Source organism: Mesobacillus jeotgali, from assembly GCF_031759225.1.
Lineage (GTDB): Bacteria > Bacillota > Bacilli > Bacillales > Cytobacillaceae > Mesobacillus > Mesobacillus jeotgali_B.
In genome coordinates, this window is sequence record NZ_CP134494.1 from 629,685 (window position 1) to 651,159 (window position 21,475).

Annotated in this window: 24 protein-coding genes; 17 read left to right on the top strand and 7 right to left on the bottom strand. The window is 44.6% G+C overall.

Annotated features, from left to right (window positions below; genetic code table 11):
* The first annotated feature begins 50 nt into the window (after positions 1–50).
* On the top strand, positions 51–218 hold the full coding sequence (locus RH061_RS03195) for a hypothetical protein (RefSeq protein ID WP_396654850.1): 168 nt from the start codon (positions 51–53) through the stop codon (positions 216–218).
* 69 nt (positions 219–287) lie between these two features.
* Here RH061_RS03195 and RH061_RS03200 read toward each other — a convergent pair.
* Positions 288–1,843, bottom strand: a protein-coding gene (locus tag RH061_RS03200) for an IS3 family transposase (protein ID WP_311071301.1) whose coding sequence is annotated in 2 segments (ribosomal slippage) — positions 288–1,204 and positions 1,204–1,843 — 1,557 coding nt in all. Because the reading frame shifts where the segments join, the coding sequence is not laid out codon by codon here.
* Between the two features lie 249 nt (positions 1,844–2,092).
* Here RH061_RS03200 and RH061_RS03205 point away from each other — a divergent pair.
* The 4 genes from RH061_RS03205 (at position 2,093) to RH061_RS03220 (ending at position 3,995) form a co-directional block, all read left to right on the top strand.
* Positions 2,093–2,563: a peptide-methionine (S)-S-oxide reductase gene (locus RH061_RS03205; RefSeq protein ID WP_311073898.1), complete on the top strand. Its 471-nt coding sequence runs from the start codon at positions 2,093–2,095 to the stop codon at positions 2,561–2,563.
* A 243-nt stretch (positions 2,564–2,806) separates the two neighbouring features.
* Positions 2,807–3,259, top strand: coding sequence for a CBO0543 family protein (locus RH061_RS03210; protein WP_311073899.1), 453 nt, complete (start codon positions 2,807–2,809; stop codon positions 3,257–3,259).
* A gap of 155 nt (positions 3,260–3,414) precedes the next feature.
* A complete protein-coding gene (locus tag RH061_RS03215) occupies positions 3,415–3,771 on the top strand; it encodes a hypothetical protein (RefSeq protein WP_311073901.1) in 357 nt (118 codons plus the stop codon).
* Positions 3,768–3,995 carry a HEAT repeat domain-containing protein gene (locus RH061_RS03220; RefSeq protein WP_311073902.1) on the top strand — a complete coding sequence of 76 codons (228 nt, stop codon included), beginning with the start codon at positions 3,768–3,770 and terminating at the stop codon, positions 3,993–3,995. The genes RH061_RS03215 and RH061_RS03220 overlap by 4 nt, the downstream gene beginning before the upstream one ends.
* 163 nt (positions 3,996–4,158) lie before the next feature.
* On the opposite strand, the gene RH061_RS03225 is transcribed toward RH061_RS03220, so the two are convergent.
* The gene (locus RH061_RS03225; protein WP_396654852.1) at positions 4,159–5,724 is read right to left on the bottom strand and encodes a sodium/solute symporter; all 1,566 of its coding nucleotides are present in this window, start codon (positions 5,722–5,724) and stop codon (positions 4,159–4,161) included.
* Complete coding sequence (locus RH061_RS03230; protein ID WP_311073903.1) at positions 5,724–6,086, bottom strand: hypothetical protein; 363 nt, start codon at positions 6,084–6,086, stop codon at positions 5,724–5,726. Before RH061_RS03230 ends, RH061_RS03225 begins: the two co-directional genes overlap by 1 nt.
* A gap of 199 nt (positions 6,087–6,285) precedes the next feature.
* Between RH061_RS03230 and RH061_RS03235 the strand changes: the two genes are divergently transcribed.
* Positions 6,286–7,521 (top strand): helix-turn-helix domain-containing protein, encoded by a 1,236-nt coding sequence (locus RH061_RS03235; protein ID WP_311073905.1) that lies wholly within the window; start codon positions 6,286–6,288, stop codon positions 7,519–7,521.
* A gap of 11 nt (positions 7,522–7,532) precedes the next feature.
* Entirely contained in the window at positions 7,533–7,823 is a 291-nt protein-coding gene (locus tag RH061_RS03240; protein WP_311073908.1) for a hypothetical protein, read from the top strand.
* 50 nt (positions 7,824–7,873) lie between these two features.
* On the opposite strand, the gene RH061_RS03245 is transcribed toward RH061_RS03240, so the two are convergent.
* Positions 7,874–9,607: an ABC transporter ATP-binding protein gene (locus RH061_RS03245; protein ID WP_311073909.1), complete on the bottom strand. Its 1,734-nt coding sequence runs from the start codon at positions 9,605–9,607 to the stop codon at positions 7,874–7,876.
* 175 nt (positions 9,608–9,782) lie between these two features.
* Between RH061_RS03245 and RH061_RS03250 the strand changes: the two genes are divergently transcribed.
* From RH061_RS03250 to RH061_RS03275, 6 genes are all read left to right on the top strand, one after another.
* Positions 9,783–10,019 carry an ABC transporter gene (locus tag RH061_RS03250; RefSeq protein ID WP_311073911.1) on the top strand — a complete coding sequence of 79 codons (237 nt, stop codon included), beginning with the start codon at positions 9,783–9,785 and terminating at the stop codon, positions 10,017–10,019.
* 193 nt (positions 10,020–10,212) lie between these two features.
* Entirely contained in the window at positions 10,213–10,878 is a 666-nt protein-coding gene (gene yknW / locus RH061_RS03255) for a YknW family membrane protein (protein ID WP_311073912.1), read from the top strand.
* Between the two features lie 2 nt (positions 10,879–10,880).
* Positions 10,881–11,999: an efflux RND transporter periplasmic adaptor subunit gene (locus tag RH061_RS03260; RefSeq protein WP_311073914.1), complete on the top strand. Its 1,119-nt coding sequence runs from the start codon at positions 10,881–10,883 to the stop codon at positions 11,997–11,999.
* On the top strand, positions 11,996–12,688 hold the full coding sequence (locus tag RH061_RS03265) for an ABC transporter ATP-binding protein (RefSeq protein WP_311073916.1): 693 nt from the start codon (positions 11,996–11,998) through the stop codon (positions 12,686–12,688). The genes RH061_RS03260 and RH061_RS03265 overlap by 4 nt, the downstream gene beginning before the upstream one ends.
* A complete protein-coding gene (locus RH061_RS03270) occupies positions 12,685–13,878 on the top strand; it encodes an ABC transporter permease (protein ID WP_311073918.1) in 1,194 nt (397 codons plus the stop codon). The genes RH061_RS03265 and RH061_RS03270 overlap by 4 nt, the downstream gene beginning before the upstream one ends.
* A 418-nt stretch (positions 13,879–14,296) precedes the next feature.
* Positions 14,297–14,698, top strand: coding sequence for a hypothetical protein (locus RH061_RS03275; RefSeq protein ID WP_311073920.1), 402 nt, complete (start codon positions 14,297–14,299; stop codon positions 14,696–14,698).
* A 34-nt stretch (positions 14,699–14,732) separates the two neighbouring features.
* On the opposite strand, the gene RH061_RS03280 is transcribed toward RH061_RS03275, so the two are convergent.
* Genes RH061_RS03280 through RH061_RS03290 form a run of 3 tightly spaced genes read right to left on the bottom strand, consistent with a single transcriptional unit; the run spans position 14,733 to position 16,129 of the window.
* Positions 14,733–15,482: a hypothetical protein gene (locus RH061_RS03280; protein ID WP_311073921.1), complete on the bottom strand. Its 750-nt coding sequence runs from the start codon at positions 15,480–15,482 to the stop codon at positions 14,733–14,735.
* A gap of 15 nt (positions 15,483–15,497) precedes the next feature.
* The gene (locus RH061_RS03285) at positions 15,498–15,923 is read right to left on the bottom strand and encodes a hypothetical protein (protein ID WP_311073923.1); all 426 of its coding nucleotides are present in this window, start codon (positions 15,921–15,923) and stop codon (positions 15,498–15,500) included.
* A 5-nt stretch (positions 15,924–15,928) separates the two neighbouring features.
* Positions 15,929–16,129 (bottom strand): helix-turn-helix transcriptional regulator, encoded by a 201-nt coding sequence (locus tag RH061_RS03290; protein WP_311073924.1) that lies wholly within the window; start codon positions 16,127–16,129, stop codon positions 15,929–15,931.
* Positions 16,130–16,332: 203 nt separating this feature from the next.
* Here RH061_RS03290 and RH061_RS03295 point away from each other — a divergent pair, with 203 nt between their 5' ends.
* The 4 genes from RH061_RS03295 to RH061_RS03310 all read left to right on the top strand — a co-directional run bounded on the left by RH061_RS03295 (position 16,333) and on the right by RH061_RS03310 (position 21,473).
* Positions 16,333–17,322 carry a LacI family DNA-binding transcriptional regulator gene (locus RH061_RS03295; protein ID WP_311073925.1) on the top strand — a complete coding sequence of 330 codons (990 nt, stop codon included), beginning with the start codon at positions 16,333–16,335 and terminating at the stop codon, positions 17,320–17,322.
* A gap of 162 nt (positions 17,323–17,484) precedes the next feature.
* On the top strand, positions 17,485–18,921 hold the full coding sequence (locus tag RH061_RS03300) for a PTS transporter subunit EIIC (protein ID WP_311073926.1): 1,437 nt from the start codon (positions 17,485–17,487) through the stop codon (positions 18,919–18,921).
* Positions 18,922–18,984: 63 nt separating this feature from the next.
* Entirely contained in the window at positions 18,985–20,475 is a 1,491-nt protein-coding gene (locus RH061_RS03305) for a glycoside hydrolase family 32 protein (RefSeq protein ID WP_311073927.1), read from the top strand.
* A gap of 11 nt (positions 20,476–20,486) precedes the next feature.
* Entirely contained in the window at positions 20,487–21,473 is a 987-nt protein-coding gene (locus RH061_RS03310; RefSeq protein ID WP_311073930.1) for a carbohydrate kinase family protein, read from the top strand.
* Positions 21,474–21,475 lie beyond the last annotated feature (2 nt).

Below are 21,475 nucleotides of genomic sequence, written 5' to 3' on the forward strand. Positions count from 1 at the left end.
TCATTCCTGGCGATTTTTTTAAGTAAAGTTTTTAGGTTATGATGGAACGAGTGATAAAAACCAAGGTTTGGGCAGAATACCTGGCAGTAAAGGAAGAAATCAACTTCGCGATCATGGAAATCCTCGAAGAAGAAGGAGTTTTCGTCGCATTCCCAAGCCGGACACTTTATGTGAAAACACAGGGGGAGTCTGCGAAGAGGGTTGCAGAGTCTATATAGCAGAAAAAGAGAAGCCGTGGAGAATGAACTGCTCCCCGTCAAGTAGACAGTGGAAATAATAAAAACAATCTAGGCGGCTTTAGCCCTGAATTCTAAGGGGCTAAGGCCGTTTAATCTTTTTTGGTAACGTTCATGATTATAAAAGTATATGTACTCATCAATCGCCGCAGAAAGCTCTTCAAAGGTCTTATATTTCTCCATGTAATATTTCTCGCTTTTCAGTGATCCCCAAAAGGATTCCATTGGACCATTGTCAATACATCTTCCGACTCGGGACATACTTTGAGTCATCTGTGCTTGATCTATTCTTTGTTTAAATCCAAAATGGGTATACTGAAAGCCCCTGTCGCTATGTATAAGTGGGCGGTCACCATTCAGTAGGGCCGTGGCCTGATCCAGCGTATCAAACACCAGTTTATTGTTGTTGGAATGTCCAAATACGTAACTAACGATGGCTCCATCATGTAAGTCTTTAATTGCACTCAAATAAGCCTTTTTTGCTTCTCCATACTTGAACTCAGTCACATCAGTTACCCATTTCTCATTAGGACTTTCGGCTTGGAAATTACGGTCTAACACGTTTTCTGCGACGTGTTGAGGGGTTGACTTTTTATATCGATTTTTCTTTTTCCGAATAACGCTTTGAATGCCGACAATCTTCATCAGCCTATAGATTCGCTTTTCATTGAAGCTCTTGCTCAACCTTCTATTCAAAGTCATCGTAATCCTGCGGTAGCCGTAGATTCCTTTAACCTCCTCATGGAGAGCCTTCATTTCTTCTACAAGTATCACATTCTGACATTCACGCTTGGAAGGTGTTCGCTTCAGCCATTTATAATATGCAGACCTGGCCAACCCCGCAATTTCACAAAGCATAACGAAAGAGAATCCTTCTTCTTCGTGAAGTTCCTTGATAGCGATATATTTCTCCTCAAGGCGTATCTGGCTTATCTTCGCCTCCTTTCGATCTCCTCTAACTTTTTTAGGAATAAGTTCTCTGCGCGTAATCGCTCATTTTCACTCGCAAGCCTCTTCATCTCCAATTTCATCTTCTGTTCTGGGGAGAGTTCAACTTCTTCCTTTTTCCTCCCTCGCTTATCCCGAAGGGCTTCTTCGCCGCCATCCTCATACTTTTTAACCCATTGATATACTTGTTGGTAAGAGACCTTAAAGGTCTCAGCTGCCTTCTGATAATCCTTGCCGTTCTCAAGGCAATAGAGCACAATCTCTTTTCGTTCATTTATGGTAGTGTTTCTTCTAGTCATAGTGTTTGTCCTTCCTTTGGAAGTGTCCTTTAATTCTCTATGACTATTATACTTGTTAATCCATTTCTGGAGGACTCGTCTACATGAGATTTCATACTTTCTGATAACATCATTTTGAGAGTAGTCCCCACTAAGATAGTCCTGTACAGCCGCCAGCTTAAGTTCCTTAGAATACCTCTTCCAGGTAGAAGACTTCTTTAATCCTTCTGCTCCGTATTTTTCATACCTGTAGACCCAATCATAAATTGCATGATCATTTACTTTGTATATAAACTTCAGCTCTGAAATAGAATGGCTACCCTTTTTTAACGCCTCTACGATCTTGATTTTATCTTGGAATGAATATGTCCTTTTTGACATAAAAAATACTCCCCTTTAAGTAAACAGATTTTTATTTTTTAATCTGTCTACCTAAAGGGGAGCATATCAGAATCCCGGCTTCTCTTTGTGTAAACAGTTGTTAAGAGCATTGATCTTAGAAGGGATTAATGCCCTTTTTATTGAATACTACTAAGAATCCGAAGGTGTTTAAAACAGTATGTTGAATATGCCTATCATTACTTACTGACAATAAAAAATTTGTGTGAGTAGACAAAGAGGAGAATCAATATGGAAATAGTATATTTTGCGGGCGGATGTTTATGGGGAGTACAAGCTTTTATCAAAACTTTACCTGGAGTTCAGTTTACAGAAGCGGGAAGAGCTAATGGAACAAGTCAAACACTTGATGGTGAATATGATGGCTACGCCGAATGTGTAAAAACAGGATTTGATCCAAAGGTTGTAACGATGAAGGAATTAATGGGGTATTTTTTTGAAATTATTGACCCCTACAGTTTGAATAAACAAGGACAGGATGTTGGTGAGAAATACAGAACAGGAGTATATAGTGAAAAGCCTGAACACTTAATAGAGGCGAAGGCGTTTATTAGTGAGAGAAATGATCATGACCTTATAGTTGTTGAAGTATTACCACTTACAAACTATGTGAGAAGTGCAGAAGAACATCAAGATCGGTTAGCTAGATGTCCAAATGATTATTGTCATATTCCAGAAGAAATATTAAGTAGATATAAGTAAGGGTGGATATAAAAAGATGGTGTATAGACTCTACATCTAACAAGGGGAAAAGAAGTTTAATCATTTTCAACACTCGGGTGCGTTTATCTCACAATGCGTCTTTTTGTTTAGGTAGTTAATGTATAAGCGGGGCTTTCTTATTGTACAAATGAAGCAGGTTTATTAAAGAAGAATAATTCCTCGATTAAATAATGATAATATGGTTAATATTGTTGTTTTTTTAAAAACGAGGTGTTCCTCTTGGTGAAGATATTTATAGTGACAGTTATATTAGTTCTTTTAGTTGCCCTAAAAATGCCTAGAAAAAGAACTAGGCACGAGTTACTAGCTACAATACAGTTTGCATTGTTAATGAATTTTGTAACTGATCTGTATCTTGATTTAAAGTACAAACTTTACTGGTATTTTGATAAAGAACAAATAGAGTGGTTGTACCTAGCTGTAGCCGTTGGTGAGATTGCTGTACTGGTTATTGTTTTTAATTATTTTCCCCTGAAATCTAATGCCATTAAGAGATTTATATATATCTTAGGATGGACATGCATTCTTGTATTACTTGAATTGTATGCAGTTTATATTAGAGTTTTACATTATGGTGAATGGAATATATTATATTCGGCGGTGGTTTACTTTATTTCACTGTACATCCTTTATTTCGTGTTAGAATACACGGCGGATAGAAGAGAAACTCAATAATAAACTCGCAATTTCTTCTTGAACTAAACGAGGGCAATAGCAGAAGATCAAGGCTGTCAAATTGATGGCCTTTTCTTATGCAGCTAACGGTGCAGTTTAGTTCAATAAGAAGTGGTAAAATCTTATATAAAGCAATGTTAGATAGGGGTAAGGCGGTGGAGAAATTAAACAAAGAACTACTTATTTCAGAGATAAGGGAGTTAGGATATAGTATCTCTTCAATTGAAGAATTGAAGAAAATAGATAATAAAAATAAAGATGTCATTCCGATTATTCTAAGGCACTTATCGCAAATTACCGACCTTAATCATAAGGAGTTCTTGGTAAGATGCCTGGGAGTAAAGGGGTTCAATACTGCCTCTAATCCGTTAATCAATGAATTTAAAAACTCGTCTAACAACACATATAAATGGGCAATTGGTAATTCATTATCGTTAATTCTCGATAAAAGTTCATTAAATGACCTTCTGGAGATGCAACAGATAAGAAACACGGTACGGCAAGGCAAATGATTGTTGATGGACTAGGCAAATATAAAGACAAAAGGGTAATTCCTGTTTTGGTGGGGCTATTAGAGGATAAAGATGTCCAAGGACACGCACTCTCAGCTCTTTCAAAATTTAAAGACCCTGAGTTGATAACCTATATTAAGCCATTCGTTAATCACGAAATTACTTGGATTAGAAATACTGCTAAAAGGGCAATATCAAAATTTGAGAAATTAAGCAATGAATAAATAATCCTTATTCAGCTAACGGAGAGATTATGTAAAATAAGGATTGTATATATTAGATGCGAAAACATCATAAAACAAAAAAATGGCGTGCCAAAACTGATGTCAGTTTTACACGCCATTTTCATTGTCATTTATATAAAAATATACACCTAAATCAAAACATTTACGCTGCTTCCGACTCTTTGGAGTGAACTTGTTTCATAAATTCGTTCACATCAGATGGTACTTTGCGGTCGAGCTTTGAAACGATGTAGACGGACAGGAATCCGATTGGCACAGTGATGATTCCAGGTACGTTGAACTGCAGGAACTCTGGCAGTGTCGTCTTGAAGAAGATCATGTACATGGAAGAGACGAGACCGAGTACCAGACCGGCGATTGCTCCTTTTTCCGTCATTCCTCTCCACCAGATCCCAAGGATGAAGATTGGTGTGAATGTACTTGCCGCCACGGTGAATGCGAGGGCGACCAGGTGGCCGATGGATGCTTCTTTTACCATCAGGCCAAGGATTCCGTATAAAACCCCGAGCACGATGATAGAGGCTTTACCAGCGATGACGCGCTCTTTTTCAGTAATGTTTTTACGGAAGAAGGTTGCGTACAAATCATGTGCAAGGGCACCGGAGCTTGCGATGAACAGCCCGGAAAGATTCGAGAACACGGCTGCGAATGCACCGGCGATGACAAGGCCCAGCAGCCATTCCCCGCCAAGGGCCTGTGCTGTTGACGGGACAACCATGTTATTTCCGCCAGCAAACAGGTCTTTCATGACAGCCGGATCAGCATCGCCAGTCAAGAAGATTGAGCGTCCTACTACTCCAAGGTAAACAGCGAACAAGAAGAACGCACTCGCGATTCCAATGGCCATAAGAGCGGATCTGCGCGCAGCTTTTGCGCTTGGATTTGTGTAGAAGCGCAACAGGATGTGCGGAAGTCCGATGGTACCAAGTGAAAGTCCGATTGTCATTGAAATCGTCTGCCAGAATGACGGGAAGTAGTTGCCTGTTCCTGTCCAGACAGAACCGTCGAACGGAATATCTTTTCCATCAGACGTGAAGCTTGCTGTACCTGTGATCGTACCTTTGAACTCATTGATTGATGCCAGGATATCCTGATAATGAAGTCCGCCCCAGATGGCTGCACCAACCATGAGGAGGAACGCGCCAAGACGAATCCATAATTCCAAGGCCTGGTTAAGGGTAGTTCCCTTCATGCCGCCGATTCCCACATAGAAAATCATGACGGAACAGGTGAAAATGATTCCAAATTCGTAGCTTGTGCCAAAAAACATGCTTAGAATCTGCGCAGCACCAAGCAGCTGAGGGGCTGCATAAAAGCCGGAAATAGCAAGTACGACAGCGACGGCTGCCAGGCGGGCGCGCCGGCTGTGGAAGCGGTAGGCCAAAAAGTCAGCAACTGTATAGGCTCCAAAACGGCGAAGCGGTCCAGCAACGAAAATCGCCAATAGTGTCAAGCCGATTGAGAAGCAAAAGGCATAGTATGCACCGTCATAGCCGAGCTGGTAGGTCAGGCCGGCAATTCCCAGGAAGGTGGCTGCGCTCAAATAATCGCCGCCAATCGCCGAGCCGTTGGTGAACCAGCCGAAGCTGCGGCCTCCTACGAAATAGTCGGAAGCAGTCGCGCTTCTTTTAGTCAGATAGGTGATATACACAATGGTTCCCATCAGGATCAATGTTAACAGGAATTTCGGCTCAAGGAATGTAGACATCAGCCAATCCTCCTTCCATCAGCAGGAGCTGATGTTTGCTCTGCGTCATTTTTCTTCAGACGCTTTTCATATAAAGTCGTATGGATGAGGGCTATGACGAAGGCCATTGCCATTGCGACAATACTGGTGAAAAACCAGCTGTAAGTCATGCCGCCCCACATGCGGGAGAACATGAACTCTCCTGCATACCAATTCAAAATAGGAATGGAAAGAATGAAAACATAATAAAAGAGCGTTAGTTTAATGCCTGTACTGAATTCACTTTTCATGATTTGCTTTGTTTCTGGATCAAGCGGTTCAAGCTCGCTGACGTCAATTGTATCAGCCGCTACATAATTATACTCCCGATACTCCCCTGCCAAATCTGATTCCCCCTAGTTAAAATTTTGGCCTAACCCGTTATCAAGATTTCCCTCCTTTAGGCAAGCCATGATATGATTAAATTGATTGTACGATAGAGAATTGTCCAATACCTTACAATAAATTATCAGAAATATACAAATATTTAATATAATTTAAGTTTTTATTCACTCAGGTGAATAAGACAAGGGGGTGGTAAGGTTGCATTCAATTTGGCTTGGTGTTGAAGATGAAGGGGAGTATGGGAAGCTGGCTGCATGGATACTGGAAGAGTGCCAGGAGAATTGTAAGCTAGTAGGCGAAGAGAATGATATACATATCGCGATCATTGAAGTGAATAAATGGCATGATTGGGTAAAAATACATCGGTTCCGCAAACGGAGTAAAAGTTGCCGGATCATTCCGCTGCTGGACCCATCACTTTTGCATACCTCTCCGCTGGCAATCGAATTCAAGCTGACCTACCTGCTTGTAAAATCGGTGAAACAACGAATCTTTTTACGTACCTTAAAGCGAGCGGTCGAAGAGATTGAAAGTGAGAATACCAGATTCGCAGAAACCGAGGAAGTATTTCATCATTTCCATTCAGAGCAGGCGCTCGGGCGTAATGCCTTGCCTTTTAAGGAGACTTTTTTACGGAAACTGTTGTCAGGGGACTTGAAGACAGAGGAAGAGCTTCTGCAATCCCGTTTTTTCCTGCCAGGGGAGGCTGTTCCGAATGTGGTCTGTTTTATCCAGGGATTCGTCCGCTGTCCGGCTAAACGGATACAGGAAGGCTGGCAGTCGTCGATGGTGATCCAGGAATTTTTAAAAAAGCAGTTTGAAGGGTATCAGCTCACCTTCCTGTCATATAGGAAACATCTGCTCATGCTGCTCCAGGTGCCATCAGAGTATGGTTCTTTAAGGCATTGGAAAGAGGGTGAGGAGCGTATCCTTGGGACGATTGAGTCTCTGGAAAATGAATACGGGATACAGCTTTATATTGGTGTAGGCTCGGTTTATCGCGAGCCGCTGCTGCTGCACCACTCATACAAAGAAGCGTGCAAAGCCAGACGGACATCGCCATACGAAAGACTACAGCTCCGCTATTTTGAGGAAATATCGAAGGACATACAAATTCAAAGGTGCGCTGATTACATTTCCCAGTACTGTACGGAGGACTTGTCCATCAAGCAAGTTGCCGACCAGATTAACCTGAGCGTGCCATACTTCAGTCGCATCTTTAAACAAGAAACCGGACGAAACTTCGTCGAGTATGTCACCTTTGTCCGCATGCAGCGTGCTGTCTGGATGCTGCGCCACACCGACCACACAGTGGAGGCCATCGCAGAAGAACTGGGGTATAACACCCCCAACTACTTCAGCGGGACCTTCAAAAAATATGTTGGTCTGTCACCAAGGGATTACAGGGCGACCGAGGAGATTATTTTTGTTTAGGGGGCCAATCGGTGAACTTCAAAGAGAGATTCTATTATTTAAGATATTTTTTTGATGGATATTATAATCAGTCGTATGAGGATCGTTTAGAAGATCGGTTCAAGGATTTTATTGATTTAGAAAACGAAGAATTCCATAATAAGCTAAAAAAAGAAATCTTAGTTCTTGAACAGATTTATTATCAAAAAGATTTAGGAACCTGGCAAAAGATTGATGAATTGGTTCATGAGGATAGTTTAAGATATCTTCACTATAAAGATGGTTTGGAATTCATCACAATCGCAAAAAAATGTTTATTATAATATAAAAGGAGTTTTCTTTCCAATTATCCTGGAAGAAAACTCCTTTTATATTATGCCAGCTGCTGCTCGGCAAATTCCCTATACAAATCATGAGTTCGAACCAATTCCTGGTGAGTGCCGATCCCGGTGACTCTTCCTTTTTCGATAAAAACGATCTTATCAGCATTGACGATGGTAGAGAGTCTGTGCGCGATGACGAATGTCGTCCGGCCTTCCATCAGGCGGGTCAATGCTTGCTGGACGATGCCTTCTGACTGGCTGTCGAGGCTTGCTGTAGCTTCGTCCATCATCAAAATTTTCGGATCACGCAGGAAGGCGCGGGCGATGGCGATGCGCTGCCTTTGGCCCCCGGATAGCTTGACGCCACGTTCGCCGACTTCGGTATCGAGCCCTTTTGGAAAATCTGCGATGAATTGGTCTGCATAGGCCATTTTTGCGACTTCCCACAGACGTTCATCGGGAATTTGATCACCATTTTCGAGTCCGTAATACAGGTTTTCGCGGATGGTACCGGCCATCATCGCGCTTTCCTGGGATACATAGCCGATTTGGTTGCGCCACGAGTTAAGCGATAGTTGCTGGATCGGAGTGTCACCAATCCTGATTTCTCCTTTTATCGGTTCATAAAAACGTTCAATCAGCCCGAACATGGTTGTCTTCCCGCCGCCGCTCGGTCCGACGAAAGCCACCATCTGTCCTGGCTGCGCGTCCAATGAGACTCCCTCAATGACAGGCTCTTCCTCACTGTAGGCAAAGCTGACATCCTCGATGGTGATTGGCAGGTTGGTAATATCTTTTTCGATGCCATCCTGTCCTTCTTCAAGGTGCTGGTCGAGAATTTCGATGATCCTTTCTGTCGCACCTTTCGCTCTTTGCAGCTGGGTAAAGAACATCGCGAACGAAGTGATCGGCATGATGATCTGGAATAAATAAAGCAGGAAGGCGATGAGCGCACCTGTCGACATGGTTCCATTCACAACGCGCATTCCGCCGTATGCGATGATGATGACGATGACGACCATGATCATCAGCTGCATGACTGGACCAATCAACGCGAATATTTGTGCTTCCTTCAACCCGAAGTTGAATAGCTTATCAATTCCGTTATACCCATTGTCTTCTTCGATTTTTTCAGCCGTCGAGGCTTTCATTAGGCGAATTTCACCGAGTGTCTGGGTGATATGTCCGGTGAAAATGGCTGTCTCATCCTGCAATCCACGCGCGATTTTGGCCATTTTCCTGCCAAGGGGCATCATAATGGCGAGGGTAAGCGGCACGGAAATGAGCATGAGCAAGGTCATTTTCCAGTCCATCACCAGCAGAATCACAACAGCACCGATGATTGAAATAATTCCTGTTGCGAAATTCGGGAAATGGTTCGTGATCAGTTCTTTGACAATACTCGTATCATTGACGATCCGGCTGACCGTTTCACCGCTGGACTGCTTGTCAAAATAGCGGACGGGCATACGGATCAGTTTCGACCACATCCGTTCGCGCAGCCTCGCCACGACCTTTTGGCCAACATAGCTGAGCAGGTAGATGGAAATCCCACTGATGATTGCCTGAATGATGAAGGCGGCACCAATTGCAATCACGAGCGGAACGCTGATCGCCTCAACAGAAAAACCATCAACCAGGTTTTTCGTCAGCAGCGGAACAACCAGGCCAGCCAGGGTAGTGATGATACTCGCAGCCAGCCCGGTAAAAAGAGCAGCCTTCGGAATATTTGTCGATAAAATCAAATTGAGGAAAGGCTTTAAGCTTGTTTGCTGTTTCTCCATTACTATTCTCCTGTTCTTTCTGGATAAATCCATCATAAACCACTTTCAGCATAGATGGAAATATGGGTGTAAGACATAAATAGACATGATAATCGCCTCTTTTACCTTTAAAAATAAACAAGCAGTCAGTTGCTTGCATATGATGAAGGTGAACAATAGTTTGGAGGTGAAGCATATGAGTAACGGTGTTCATGCTGCTTGCAGCGTGTTCGAATTGTTTCTTGGAGTCCTGCTTGGGGTAGGATTGATTCTATTGTCTTACTTTGGACTGATCGGTTTTGTCTTTGGCGGAGCTGCATTGGCTGGTACTATAAGCACAATTGTAGGGATTATTGGATTTATCGTGGTCATCCTGTTTGCCTACTGCATTATAAGAAGGTTATGGCGTTGTTGTTTTGGCGGCGGATGCTAAACGCTTAAAAAAGATTGAAAAAACAGTCTCTTTTTGGAGGCTGTTTTTTTTTGGCCCTCTCAATGCAGGGGAAGGCCTTTCTTAAGATAATACTCCCAGTAAATTATAAAATTGGGTAATTTTGAAACTTTTTACATACCATTCTCGTAAAAGGTAAGGCGAAAGGCTTAAAAAAGAATGGGAGTGTAATGGAATGGAACAAGAAATGAAAAGCAAAACCGAGAAACCGAGTTTAATAGGGATGTTCTGGAGTCCGGGAGAGCAGTTTGACCGGATACGCCAGAATCCGAAGATTTGGGTCCCGCTGATTTTAGTGAGTGTCCTGTATGCCATTGGCATGTATTTGATGACATTGTCAATGGATGCCTCTTACCTTGGGCTTGATGGAATGAGTGAGGAAGAAGCCGCCATGGTGATGGCTTTTTCAAAGATTACGGTTGCAATCACAGGAATCCTGACACCAGTGTTCGTCGTGCTGATATCGAGTGCGATTTATATGATTTTTACAAAAATCGCCGGATCTGATGTTACATTCAAGCAGTTATTTTCAATGAATACACATATCATGATCATCGGTGCTGCCGGTCTGTTATTGAATATGATACTTAGGGCAGCTATTGGCGGAAATCCGGAAATTTTCATTACAAGTCTTGCTGGATTGATGAACAGTGACAAGCCTGGAGTCCTTGGATCAATCGAGGTATTTTCTATCTGGCAGTCGATTTTGACAGCGATCGGGCTTCACCGTGTTGCGGGGTTGTCAAAAGGATGGGCATGGGGCATTGCCATCGTTTTCTTCCTGATTGGAATCGGGTTTGCGATTCTGGGGGCCATGTTCTCTAACACTATGGGTGTCTAATCATGAATAAGAAGATTTGGATTGCCATTGGCGTAGCCAGCCTGGTTCTGCTGATGGCCGGGGTGAGCATTTACAGGCAGGCTTTTGCAAAGGGGCCTGAAGTGAAGGTGGTCAATCCGGCGAAGGAAGAAATTGCGGATGAGATCATGATCCCGGGAACCGTCGTACTCGAAGAAGAACAGAAAGTTTATGCTTCACCAGATAAAGGCAAGCTGGCTGAGATTCTGGTGAAAGAAGGCGAAACGGTCAAAAAAGGGGATGTGTTGGCAAAGTATGATGCCAGCGCTTTGAATCTGGAACTGGAGCGAGTCAAACTTCAGGCGGAATCAGGCTACTTGCGAATCAATCAACTGGATAAAAAGATAAAAGACGTACGGGAAAAGGAATCTGAGCTCAGCAAGCAAATAGGTAAAAAAGCTGCAAAAGAACAGACAGATGCCGAAATCGACCAGCTTGAGGGTGAAAAAAAGCTGGCGAATATTGACCTCAGACAGGTGCTGCTCCAACAGAAGGACGCAGAAGCACGCTTGCTGGATTTGGAGATTAAGAGTTTGATAGATGGCATTGTCCTTCAGGTGAATGAGGAAAGCCCAGCAGACCCTGCGGCTGCAGTGAAGCCAGTGATTCACATTGGGAATCTTGATGCTAAAGGAGCATCCGGTTATTTATCCGAGTTTGACAGTATGAAGGTAAAAGAAGGGCAGAAGGTCAAGCTTCGATCAGATGTCCTGCCGGATCAAGAATGGAATGGTGTCGTCGATGACATTGCTGTTTTCCCGGAAGAGACGCAGGCTCAGGCATTGAGTGAGAGTACTGCCGCACAATATCCAATCAGGGTGAAAGCCAGAGGCATGGATTTGAAGCCAGGATTCCAGCTGATCATGGAAATCGAGACAGAACGGAAAGAGGCGCTGACTGTTCCCGCGGAGGCTGTCCTGACTGACAAGGATACAGTCTATGTATTCCTTGTAAAAGAAGGCAAAAGCCACAAGCAGGAAATTGAGACAGGAATCGCCTTTGGCAGCAAAATGGAAGTCATCAGTGGTTTGAGCGAGGAAGATCAGGTTATTGCCAATCCGTCCGACAACTTGAAGGATGGAATGGAAGTGGATGTAAAATGATTGAGCTGAAACAAATTACGAAATCCTTTGAAGTGGGCAGGGAAACGATTGATGTCCTAAAAGGAATCGATTTGAGGATCCAGGCAGGAGAATCGGTCGCCATCATGGGACCGTCGGGTTCGGGCAAATCGACCTTGATGAACATCATTGGCTGCCTTGATAAACCGACAGCCGGTGAGTATGAACTGGCTGGTGAAAATGTCTCGCGCTATTTGGATGCTGAACTGGCGAAGGTCAGAAACCAATCGATCGGATTTGTATTTCAGCAATTCCATCTGTTGCCAAGGCTGACGGCGCTCCAGAATGTCGAGCTGCCGATGATTTATAGCGGTGTTTCGAAAAAGGAGCGACTGGAAAGGGCAAGGGCTGCTCTCGAAAAGGTTGGGCTTGGCGACCGGATGGACCATCTCCCGAATGCCTTGTCCGGCGGGCAAAAGCAACGTGTCGCCATTGCCAGGGCTATCGTGAATGAACCAAAAATCATCCTTGCCGATGAGCCGACCGGCGCTCTGGATACGAAAACGAGCGAGACGATCATGGAGCTTTTTACCGGTTTGAATGAGGAGGGTTCCACGATTGTCCTTGTTACGCACGAGCCGGAAGTCGCAGAATATGCGCAGCGGACAATCATGGTCAGGGATGGTCTGATTGTTTCTTCCACACCAGCTGGAAGGGGGATGCGCTCATGAATATGATGGAAAATCTCCGGATGGCACTCGGATCGCTGAAGGCACACAAGATGCGCTCGATTTTAACCATGATCGGCATCATCATCGGCGTTGGGGCAGTCATCATTGTTGTTGCCATCGGCCAGGGCGGGGAAGCGATGCTGAAAACGCAGCTGACTGGTCCGGGCAACACGATTGAGCTGTTTTACCAGCCGTCTGATGAAGAAATTCAAGCCAATCCGAATATTTTCAATGAAGCCCCATTTCAACAGGAAGATATTCGCGCGCTGGAAAAAATACCGGAAATCAAGCAGGTGGTGGCATCGAGTTCCCAGCTTTCAAAAGCTTCCTTCGGCGAAGACACAGTGGACGCTTCCACAACTGGAGTGAGCCAGGCCTTTTTCGAAATGAATGATATCAAGGCGGAAAAAGGCAGAAGCTTCACCGCAGCTGATTTCCTTGGCGGCAGAAGGGTGGGGATTGTCAGTTATTCAATGCAGGAGGAATTGTTCGGTGGCGAATCGCCAGTCGGAAAGGTGATCCGCATCGGTGCCCAGCCGATCGAAATCGTCGGCGTACTGGAAAAACCGACTGGACTGTTCGCGTTTGGGACCATGCAAATATATGTTCCAAGTAAAACCTGGCAGATCATTTACGGCAAAAGCGATTTTAACCAGGTGACACTTCAGGCCGCATCCGCCGACGAGCTGCAGATCGCCGGCAAAAAGGCGGCAGACCTGTTGAATAAAATGCATGACACCGAGGAATCGTACATGGTCATCAACATGGAGGAAATGGCCGAGGGAATCGGCAAAATCACCAAGGTGATGACTTTGATCATCGGAAGCATCGCCGGAATCTCCCTGTTTGTCGGCGGCATTGGCGTCATGAATATCATGCTCGTCTCCGTAACCGAGCGAACGAGGGAAATCGGCATCAGGAAGGCACTTGGCGCGACCAGGTCGCAAATCATGACCCAGTTCCTGATTGAATCCGTCACGCTGACACTGATTGGCGGGGTGCTCGGCATCCTGGTAGGATGGGGTTCCGCCTCACTGATTTCCTTTTTTGCCGGCTGGCCGTCGCTAGTATCCTGGCAGGTCGTCACCGGAGCCATGCTGTTCTCGATGATCATCGGCATCGTTTTCGGACTGCTGCCGGCCAACAAAGCATCAAGACTCGACCCAATTGAGTCATTGAGATATGAATAGACATGCAGCGGGTGCCGTAATCGCGGTTCTGTTAGGAATAAATGCAGCGGGTGCCGTTTCGCGGTCCCGATGTATGATAAATTCGGAAACGTGCAGCTGTCTTGCTGTCTATTATATTCTGAAAAAGTGCAGCGGCTGCCTGAAAAGGTCTCCGCTGCATTTTTAACTGGAAAAAATCGATCATAATTTCCATTTCGCTATATAAATCAGAAAATCGCTATAAAAAGGAAAACTCGCTATATTAATTGGAAAGTCGCTATAAAAAAGAGATTCTCGCTATATAAATCAAAAAATCGCTATATAAAAATTTTTCGGGTAAGATATTCCTTCCTTATATAGATATCCTCAGCAGATTAGTAATATATTTCATGAATATTGACTCGATCCTAAGGTTTTTTACAAAAAAGGGGTGAACGTAATGACTTGCCATTATTTTATCGCAACAATGAGGCCGATTGAAGAATTCCATGTGAACGGACAGGATGATCCTTTTATAAGTGGTGAGGCGTACAAGAAGGAACTGCCGTTTTCTCTTCCATATGTGTATGAATACGGAGGCGAGGGCCCTGAGTTCATCTCGTTTCTGGATGATTTCATGGAATTTGGCGATGTTGTTGAGTTTTATATATATGAAGAAGGGAAGCGGGGGAGGCCTTTGTCTATCAATCTTCCCGAAGAAGCCCGGACGATCAATCTATTGAAAAAGACCTATAAAGATGAAAATGGTGAATACCGGCTGGACGAGAAGGAATGGAAAGAACAGCTCGCCAGAAAGACGATTGCCTCGAAGCGGAGCATTACTACTTTCGAAAAATATTAATATGACAAGCCAATCGGTCAATCCAAGTGGCCCGTTATACGGTTACCAATCGATCATCATTGATATGGTCGAGTTTTTCTTTGATCAAATCAGCGAATTCATCGGGCTGGTCAATGTAGAACAGCACCTTTTGTACTTCTTTTTCCTGGCCGAAATATCCTCTTGCGATGAGGGGTTCCTTGAAGACGATTTCATATTTAGCTTCATCGCTCATCCCGAAAATCCTGGTGAGTGCCCGGGGGAAGGCGGTGGCATGAAATACCCCTCTTTCATGGATGATTCCGCCGCTATTATTGTATTTCAGTTTTGCTGGCTGGATGGTTTCAATTTCATTCAAGGAAAAACTCAGTCGCCTTCTAGCGCCGATCTGAATGTGGACAGCATTCTTTTTCAACAGAATCGGGGTATTCCTCAACAGATTATAATCTCCCATTATGTAAAAGACGCTGTAAATATGAAGCAGCAGCATAACCAGAGCGATTTCCGGCGCTTCTTTTTTCAAATAAATATGGAAGACAATCATCTCGATGACCTGTTCATGGACGAGGGCGAGATACAGCCAGAAGTAGTTCGATTTTTTATGATAATAGAAAGTCTCCGAATTACGGGACGGTATCTTCCATTTGAAAAAAGCATAAAAGAGAATCATCATTTCTTTTTTATAGATCAACAGCAAAGGGTTCTCCGTAATTTTTCCTTTTCGGTATAAAAGAAACAAATGCACGAGAAAGCCTTCGAGAAGCACAACAAGAATGATTCCCGTCACAATAAGGCGCGTCTCCATAAAAATTCCTCCCGTTTACGAGTATCGTTTCATTTGGAACCAATAGATCAGGTACTGGGAAACTCCCATGACGATGAACAGAATGATCGGCAAATACGGAATGTGATGGAAGTAAGCGGTCAGGGCAATCGCGACCGGGATGGATAAAGCAAAGAAGATGTACACTTTTCTCGTCGCCTTGAAAGTCAGCCACTGCATCCCTTCGTCCTCTTCGCGCATTTCCATCGGGATGATTTGTGGTTTTATCGGATCTTCAGGATTGCGTTTATTATAGAGCGGGATTACGGCAATCATGATGAGAATCGGAATGCCCAGCACCATTGGATCGATTTTAAGCCAGGCCGGGACATGCTCGCTATAATAGTTGCCAATCATGATGATGCCGAGCCCCAATATGAGGACAATATTGAATAAAGGTGATTGAAACGTTCTTTTTAACACGGTCATTACTCTCCTTCTAAGCGAAATACTTCTTCCACAGGCACTTGGAAAGCAGCTGCGATCTTCAATGCAAGGGTGACGGATGGGGCGTAGTCGCCCTTTTCAATTAGTCCGATGGTCTGCCTCGTCACGCCAATCTTGTCCGCCAAGTCTTGCTGTGAAAAACGGAATCTCGCACGGTATTCACGAACAGAGTTTTTCAGCATTTACAAGTTTACTCCTTTGGAAATATTTGTTTTTATACTTAAAATGTAATATATCCTTTGCATTTTGTAAACGATTATTTACATTTTTGCTTCATCAGCATTTTTTGATAAAAAATGAGCTAAGTGTTTGGCCTGCCTTTTAACAATCGCACCGATGCTATATAATGAGGTCAACTAGATTTGCAAGAAATCAGGTGAACGGAATGAACACGACAATCAACGATATTGCCAGGCTGGCTGGCGTGGCGAAGAGTACGGTATCGAGGTATTTGAACGGCGGGAATGTCAGCGAAAAGACGAAGGCGAAAATTCGCAAGGTGATTGAGGAAACCAATTATGAACCGAATTCTTTTGCCCAGAGTTTGAAGGCGAAAAAGACAAATTTCATCGGAGTGATTGCGCCAACGCTTGATTCATATGTTACGTCGACTGTGCTGATGGCTATTGATGAAGAGCTCAGGAAGCAGGATTATACAACGTTGATCATCAGCACGAGCAAGCATATTGACAGGGAAATCGAAAGCCTTGTCAGCCTATCGCGACAGAAAGTGGACGGTATCATTCTGATTGCCACAGGAATGACAGAACAGCATATTGAAACGATTAAAACGATTCAGATCCCTGTTTTGATTGTTGCCCAGGAAGTCGATCAGTTTAACTGCATTATCAATGATGATTATCATGCCGGATTTGAGATGGGACAGTATATTGCCGACAAAGGGCACCAGGTTGTTGCCTACCTTGGTGTGACCGAGAGTGACATTGCTGTTGGCCAGAAGCGAAAACAAGGAATCCTTGATGGATTGGCAGAGGGCGGAGTACAAGAGGTGAAGGTGTTCCGTTCGGAGTTTGATTTTCAGGATGCCTCCAGAGTAACGGAGGAGATGCTGTGTCATTTTCAGCCGACAGCCATTATTGGCGCTACCGACACGATCGCATTCGGGGCATTGAAGACCTTATCAAGGCTCGGTAAAAAAGTTCCTGAAGATATTTCGTTATCTGGATTTGGCGGCTACAATATCTCTGAAGTCATCCATCCAGCTCTGACAACCATCCGCTACAATAACAAAGAAACCGGTAAGCTGGCAGCAAATACCATCATCAGGATGACGAATGGGGAAGAAGCACCTCAATTGCAGGTTTCAGGCTATTCTTTTATTGAAGGAGAAAGTGTCAAAAACGTGAAAAGCTGATAACGTTTTCAAAAAAGGGTTGCGGAAAACGCAATCCTGTTTTATTATGAGTTTGTGGAACCGGTTCCTACCAACGAAGGGAAAACTGGTGGGAACAACGTACTTATTTTTTTATCTATTGATGGAACCGGTTCCAAAGCGAAAAGGGGAGGAATTAGAATCATGGCTAATCCAAATTTAAAGTCCAAATACCTGCCTACCGTCCAAGATATACTTCGATTAATAGGCGGAAAAGAGAACCTTCAGGGTGCGGCGCACTGTGCAACAAGGCTGCGACTCGTTTTAAAAGATAATTCACTTGCTGATACAAAAGCGATTGGCAATCTTGATCATGTGAAAGGATCATTCGTTGCCGGTGACCAGCTGCAAATCATCATCGGAGCTGGCACGGTCAATGATGTATACGCTGTCTTTACCGAAGAAGCGGGAATCAAGGGAATGTCCCTTGGTGATGTGAAAGAGCAATCTGCACAGAAGCAGAATGCTTTCCAGAGAGGAATCAAAGCTTTATCTGACGTATTTGTCGAAATCATTCCTGGGCTTTTGGCTGCGGCACTCCTGATGGGTGTGACCGGCCTGTTGAGCCAGCAGGGAATCTTCGGTGAGCAGTCTGTTGTGGAAATGTATCCTGCGATTGCCGGATTTAACCGCTTCATCTCCATCATGTCTACTGGAATCTTCACTATTTTGCCATTGCTGGTTGTCTATTCGGCAACGAAACGCTTTGGCGGCAATCCGGTTCTTGGTCTGGTTCTTGGGGCGATCATGCTTCACCCGGATCTGGCGAATGCTTACCTGGTTGGTAACGGAACAGTTGAACCAGAGGTCATCAGCATCTTCGGGTTGAAGGTTTCGCTTGTTGCGTTCCAGGGCGGCATCATCATTGCGTTGATGATGGGTCTGGTCGTTGCGAAGCTTGACCAGTTTTTCAGCAGGAAAGTTCCTGATATGATCAAGCTTTTCCTTGCACCATTTTTGACAATCGTCGTTGCCGGGTTCTTATTGTTCACGGCAGTTGGTCCATTAGGACGTTTGCTCGCGGACGCCATTACATCAGGGTTGATGTGGTCCGTTGATAACCTCGGAATCGTTGGTTTCATGCTGTTCGCGGGCATCCAGCAGGTCATCGTCATCACTGGTCTTCACCACGTCATCGGTGCGGTCGAAGCACAGCTGATTGCTGACACAGGCTTCAACTTCATCATGCCGCTCATGTCTGTTGCCCTTATGGGACAGGGCGGTGCAGTACTTGGGTACACTCTTGCTTTATGGAAAAATGAAAAAGCCAGGCAGATTGGAGTATCAGCATTCGCTTCGACTCTATTCGGTATCTCAGAACCAGCGCTGTTCGGTGTGAACGTTAAATACAAGTTCCCATTGATCATGGGAATGATCGGCGGCGCCCTCGGCGGTGCATATGTTTACATCACAGGAATCAAGGCACTCGGTTTCGGTGCGACAGCACTTCCTGGATTTGCGATTGTCGCTGCACAGGACGGCGGCCACGTGAACTATGTGATCGCCAACGTATTGGCACTTGCAGTCGGCGCAATCCTTACTATTGTTTACTTTAAAATAAAGAAGCCGAATTTAGACTAAAAAATATAACCCTGATGAGAGGAAGGAATTCCTCTCATCGCTATTTCAGCTGGAGGGAACAACATGAAAAGGTATACAGAACCGAAATATAGAACGATTTACGATGCGAAGGAAAATGAGCTGGAGCAGCTTAGGGAAAAATCAGCAAATTCCTCATGGAAGCCGGCGTTTCATATTCACCCGCAGTACGGGCTGATCAATGATCCGAATGGACTGGCTTATTTTAATGGAGAGTTCCATGTTTTTTACCAGTGGTATCCGTTCGATGCGATGCACGGCATGAAGCACTGGGCACATGCGAAATCGAATGATCTTGTGAATTGGGAGCGGCTTCCAGTCGCGCTTGTGCCGGTGGAGGATTATGAATCACACGGTGCCTATTCCGGAGCGTCGCTTGAAGTCGATGGAAAGCTGTATATGTATTATACCGGCAATATCAAGTACGGACCGGTCGAACGGTCTGCGAACCAGAACCTGGCAATCATGGACAAGCAAGGCGAGATCACGAAATATGAGAACAACCCATTGATCGAAGGAGTCCCTGAAGGCTATACCGGACATGTTCGCGATCCGAAGGTTTTTGCGCGGAATGGCCGCTATTATATGCTTCTTGGTGCCCAGCGCACGGATTTGACTGGCGCAATCATTGTGTATGAGTCTGACAATGCCATTGACTGGACTTTTAAAGGTGAATTGGATCTGAAGATTGAGTTTCCTGAAGAAGTGTATATGCTGGAGTGCCCGGACTTTTTCGAGCTGAACGGCAAGGACGTCATAGTCGTTTCGCCACAGGGATTAAAGCCGGAAGGGCATGACTACCATAATATCTATAACGTGATTTACGTGTTAGGTAAGCTGGATCTGGCAAGTCTGACGTTTGAAGTGGATCATTATCAGGAACTGGAGAAGGGCTTCGATTTTTACGCACCCCAGACCTTTGCTGGCAAAAACAATGAGCGCCTGCTGTTCGCCTGGGCTGGAATGGGTGAGATCGATTACCCTTCCGATGTTGAAAAATGGGCACATTGCCTGTCAATCCCACGAGAGCTGGATATTGTGAATGGGAAGCTTGTACAGAAGCCTGCCAAGGAACTGATTCAGCTTAGGAAAAGTGCAAAGGCTGGTGATGTAGTACTTGAGAAGGCTGGCAGCATTGAAGTCGGATCAGCACTTCAATATGAATTGGAGCTGGATTTTACCGATATTGATGCTGACCGTTTTGGTCTGGAGCTGTTTGCTTCTGAAAATGAAGGACTTGTACTGGAATTTGACCGCTGCGGGCAGACTGTCTCTTTGAACCGTGAGAAGTTCGAGGCTGCTTTTGGCGGCGAGTATGGTTTTGTAAGAAGTTCGGAATTGAAGATAGATGACAAAGTGAAGGTCCAGGTTTTTGCAGACCGCAGTATTGCCGAAGTTTTCATTAACGATGGCGAAGTTGTGTTCACAGCGCGAGTTTTCCCTGAGGAAGAATCAAAGGGAATCAAGATTTTTGCAGATGGCAAAATAAGCTGTAAATATGAAAAGCATGAGCTTGCACAGGGAAATTCGTTTTAGGGGTGTGGAGAATGACGAAATTATATTCAATTGGTGAAGTATTGATTGATTTTATCCCCCAGCAAAAGGGAGCTGCACTTAAGGATGTAGTATCATTCGAACGGGCTCCGGGCGGCGCGCCGGCCAATGTTGCGGCTGCTGTCGCGAAGTATGGTCATGGTGCAGCGATGATTACCAAGCTTGGTGAAGATGCTTTTGGTGATTTTTTGATTGAGCAGCTGGGAAGCGCGGGAGTTGAGACAGACAAAATTTTGCGGACAAGAGAAGCCAACACAGGTCTTGCGTTTGTTTCGCTGAAAGAAAACGGTGAACGCGACTTCTCTTTTTACAGAAAACCGTCAGCGGATTTACTTTTTGATGAAGAAGAAGTGAAAGCTCACTGGTTCAGCAAGGGAGATGTTCTTCATTTTTGCTCGGTGGACCTTGTTGAAAGTCCGATGAAGCAAGCCCACAAAAAGGCTATCCAACTAATGAAAGAAGCAGGCGGGCTGGTCAGCTTTGATCCTAATGTACGCCTGCCGCTTTGGGAAAAAGCAGAAGATTGCCGCGCTGCGATACTTGAATTTTTACCGCTAGCGCATATCGTGAAAATTTCAGATGAGGAACTTGAATTCATCACCGGAATCAGCCATGCTGATGAAGCAATTCAATCCCTTTTTACAGGAGAGGTCCAGGCAGTAGTTTATACAAAAGGTGCTGATGGTGCAGACCTTTTTGTGAAGGATGCGAAATGGCAATCATCAGGCTATAAGGTCGAAGTCCAGGATACAACAGGAGCAGGGGATGCCTTTATCGGTGGGTTCTTATTTAAACTCCTGGAGGCGAATGTGACTCCTGACAACCTCGTGGAAGTTCTGACACAGAAACAGTCAGAAATTCTCCAATTTGCCAATGCAAGCGGGGCACTGACTACTGCCGGCAAAGGAGCCATTTCAGCACTCCCTGAAAAAAATGAGGTATACAGTCTTATAAATAACCAACCAAAGGCCCTGAACTAAGG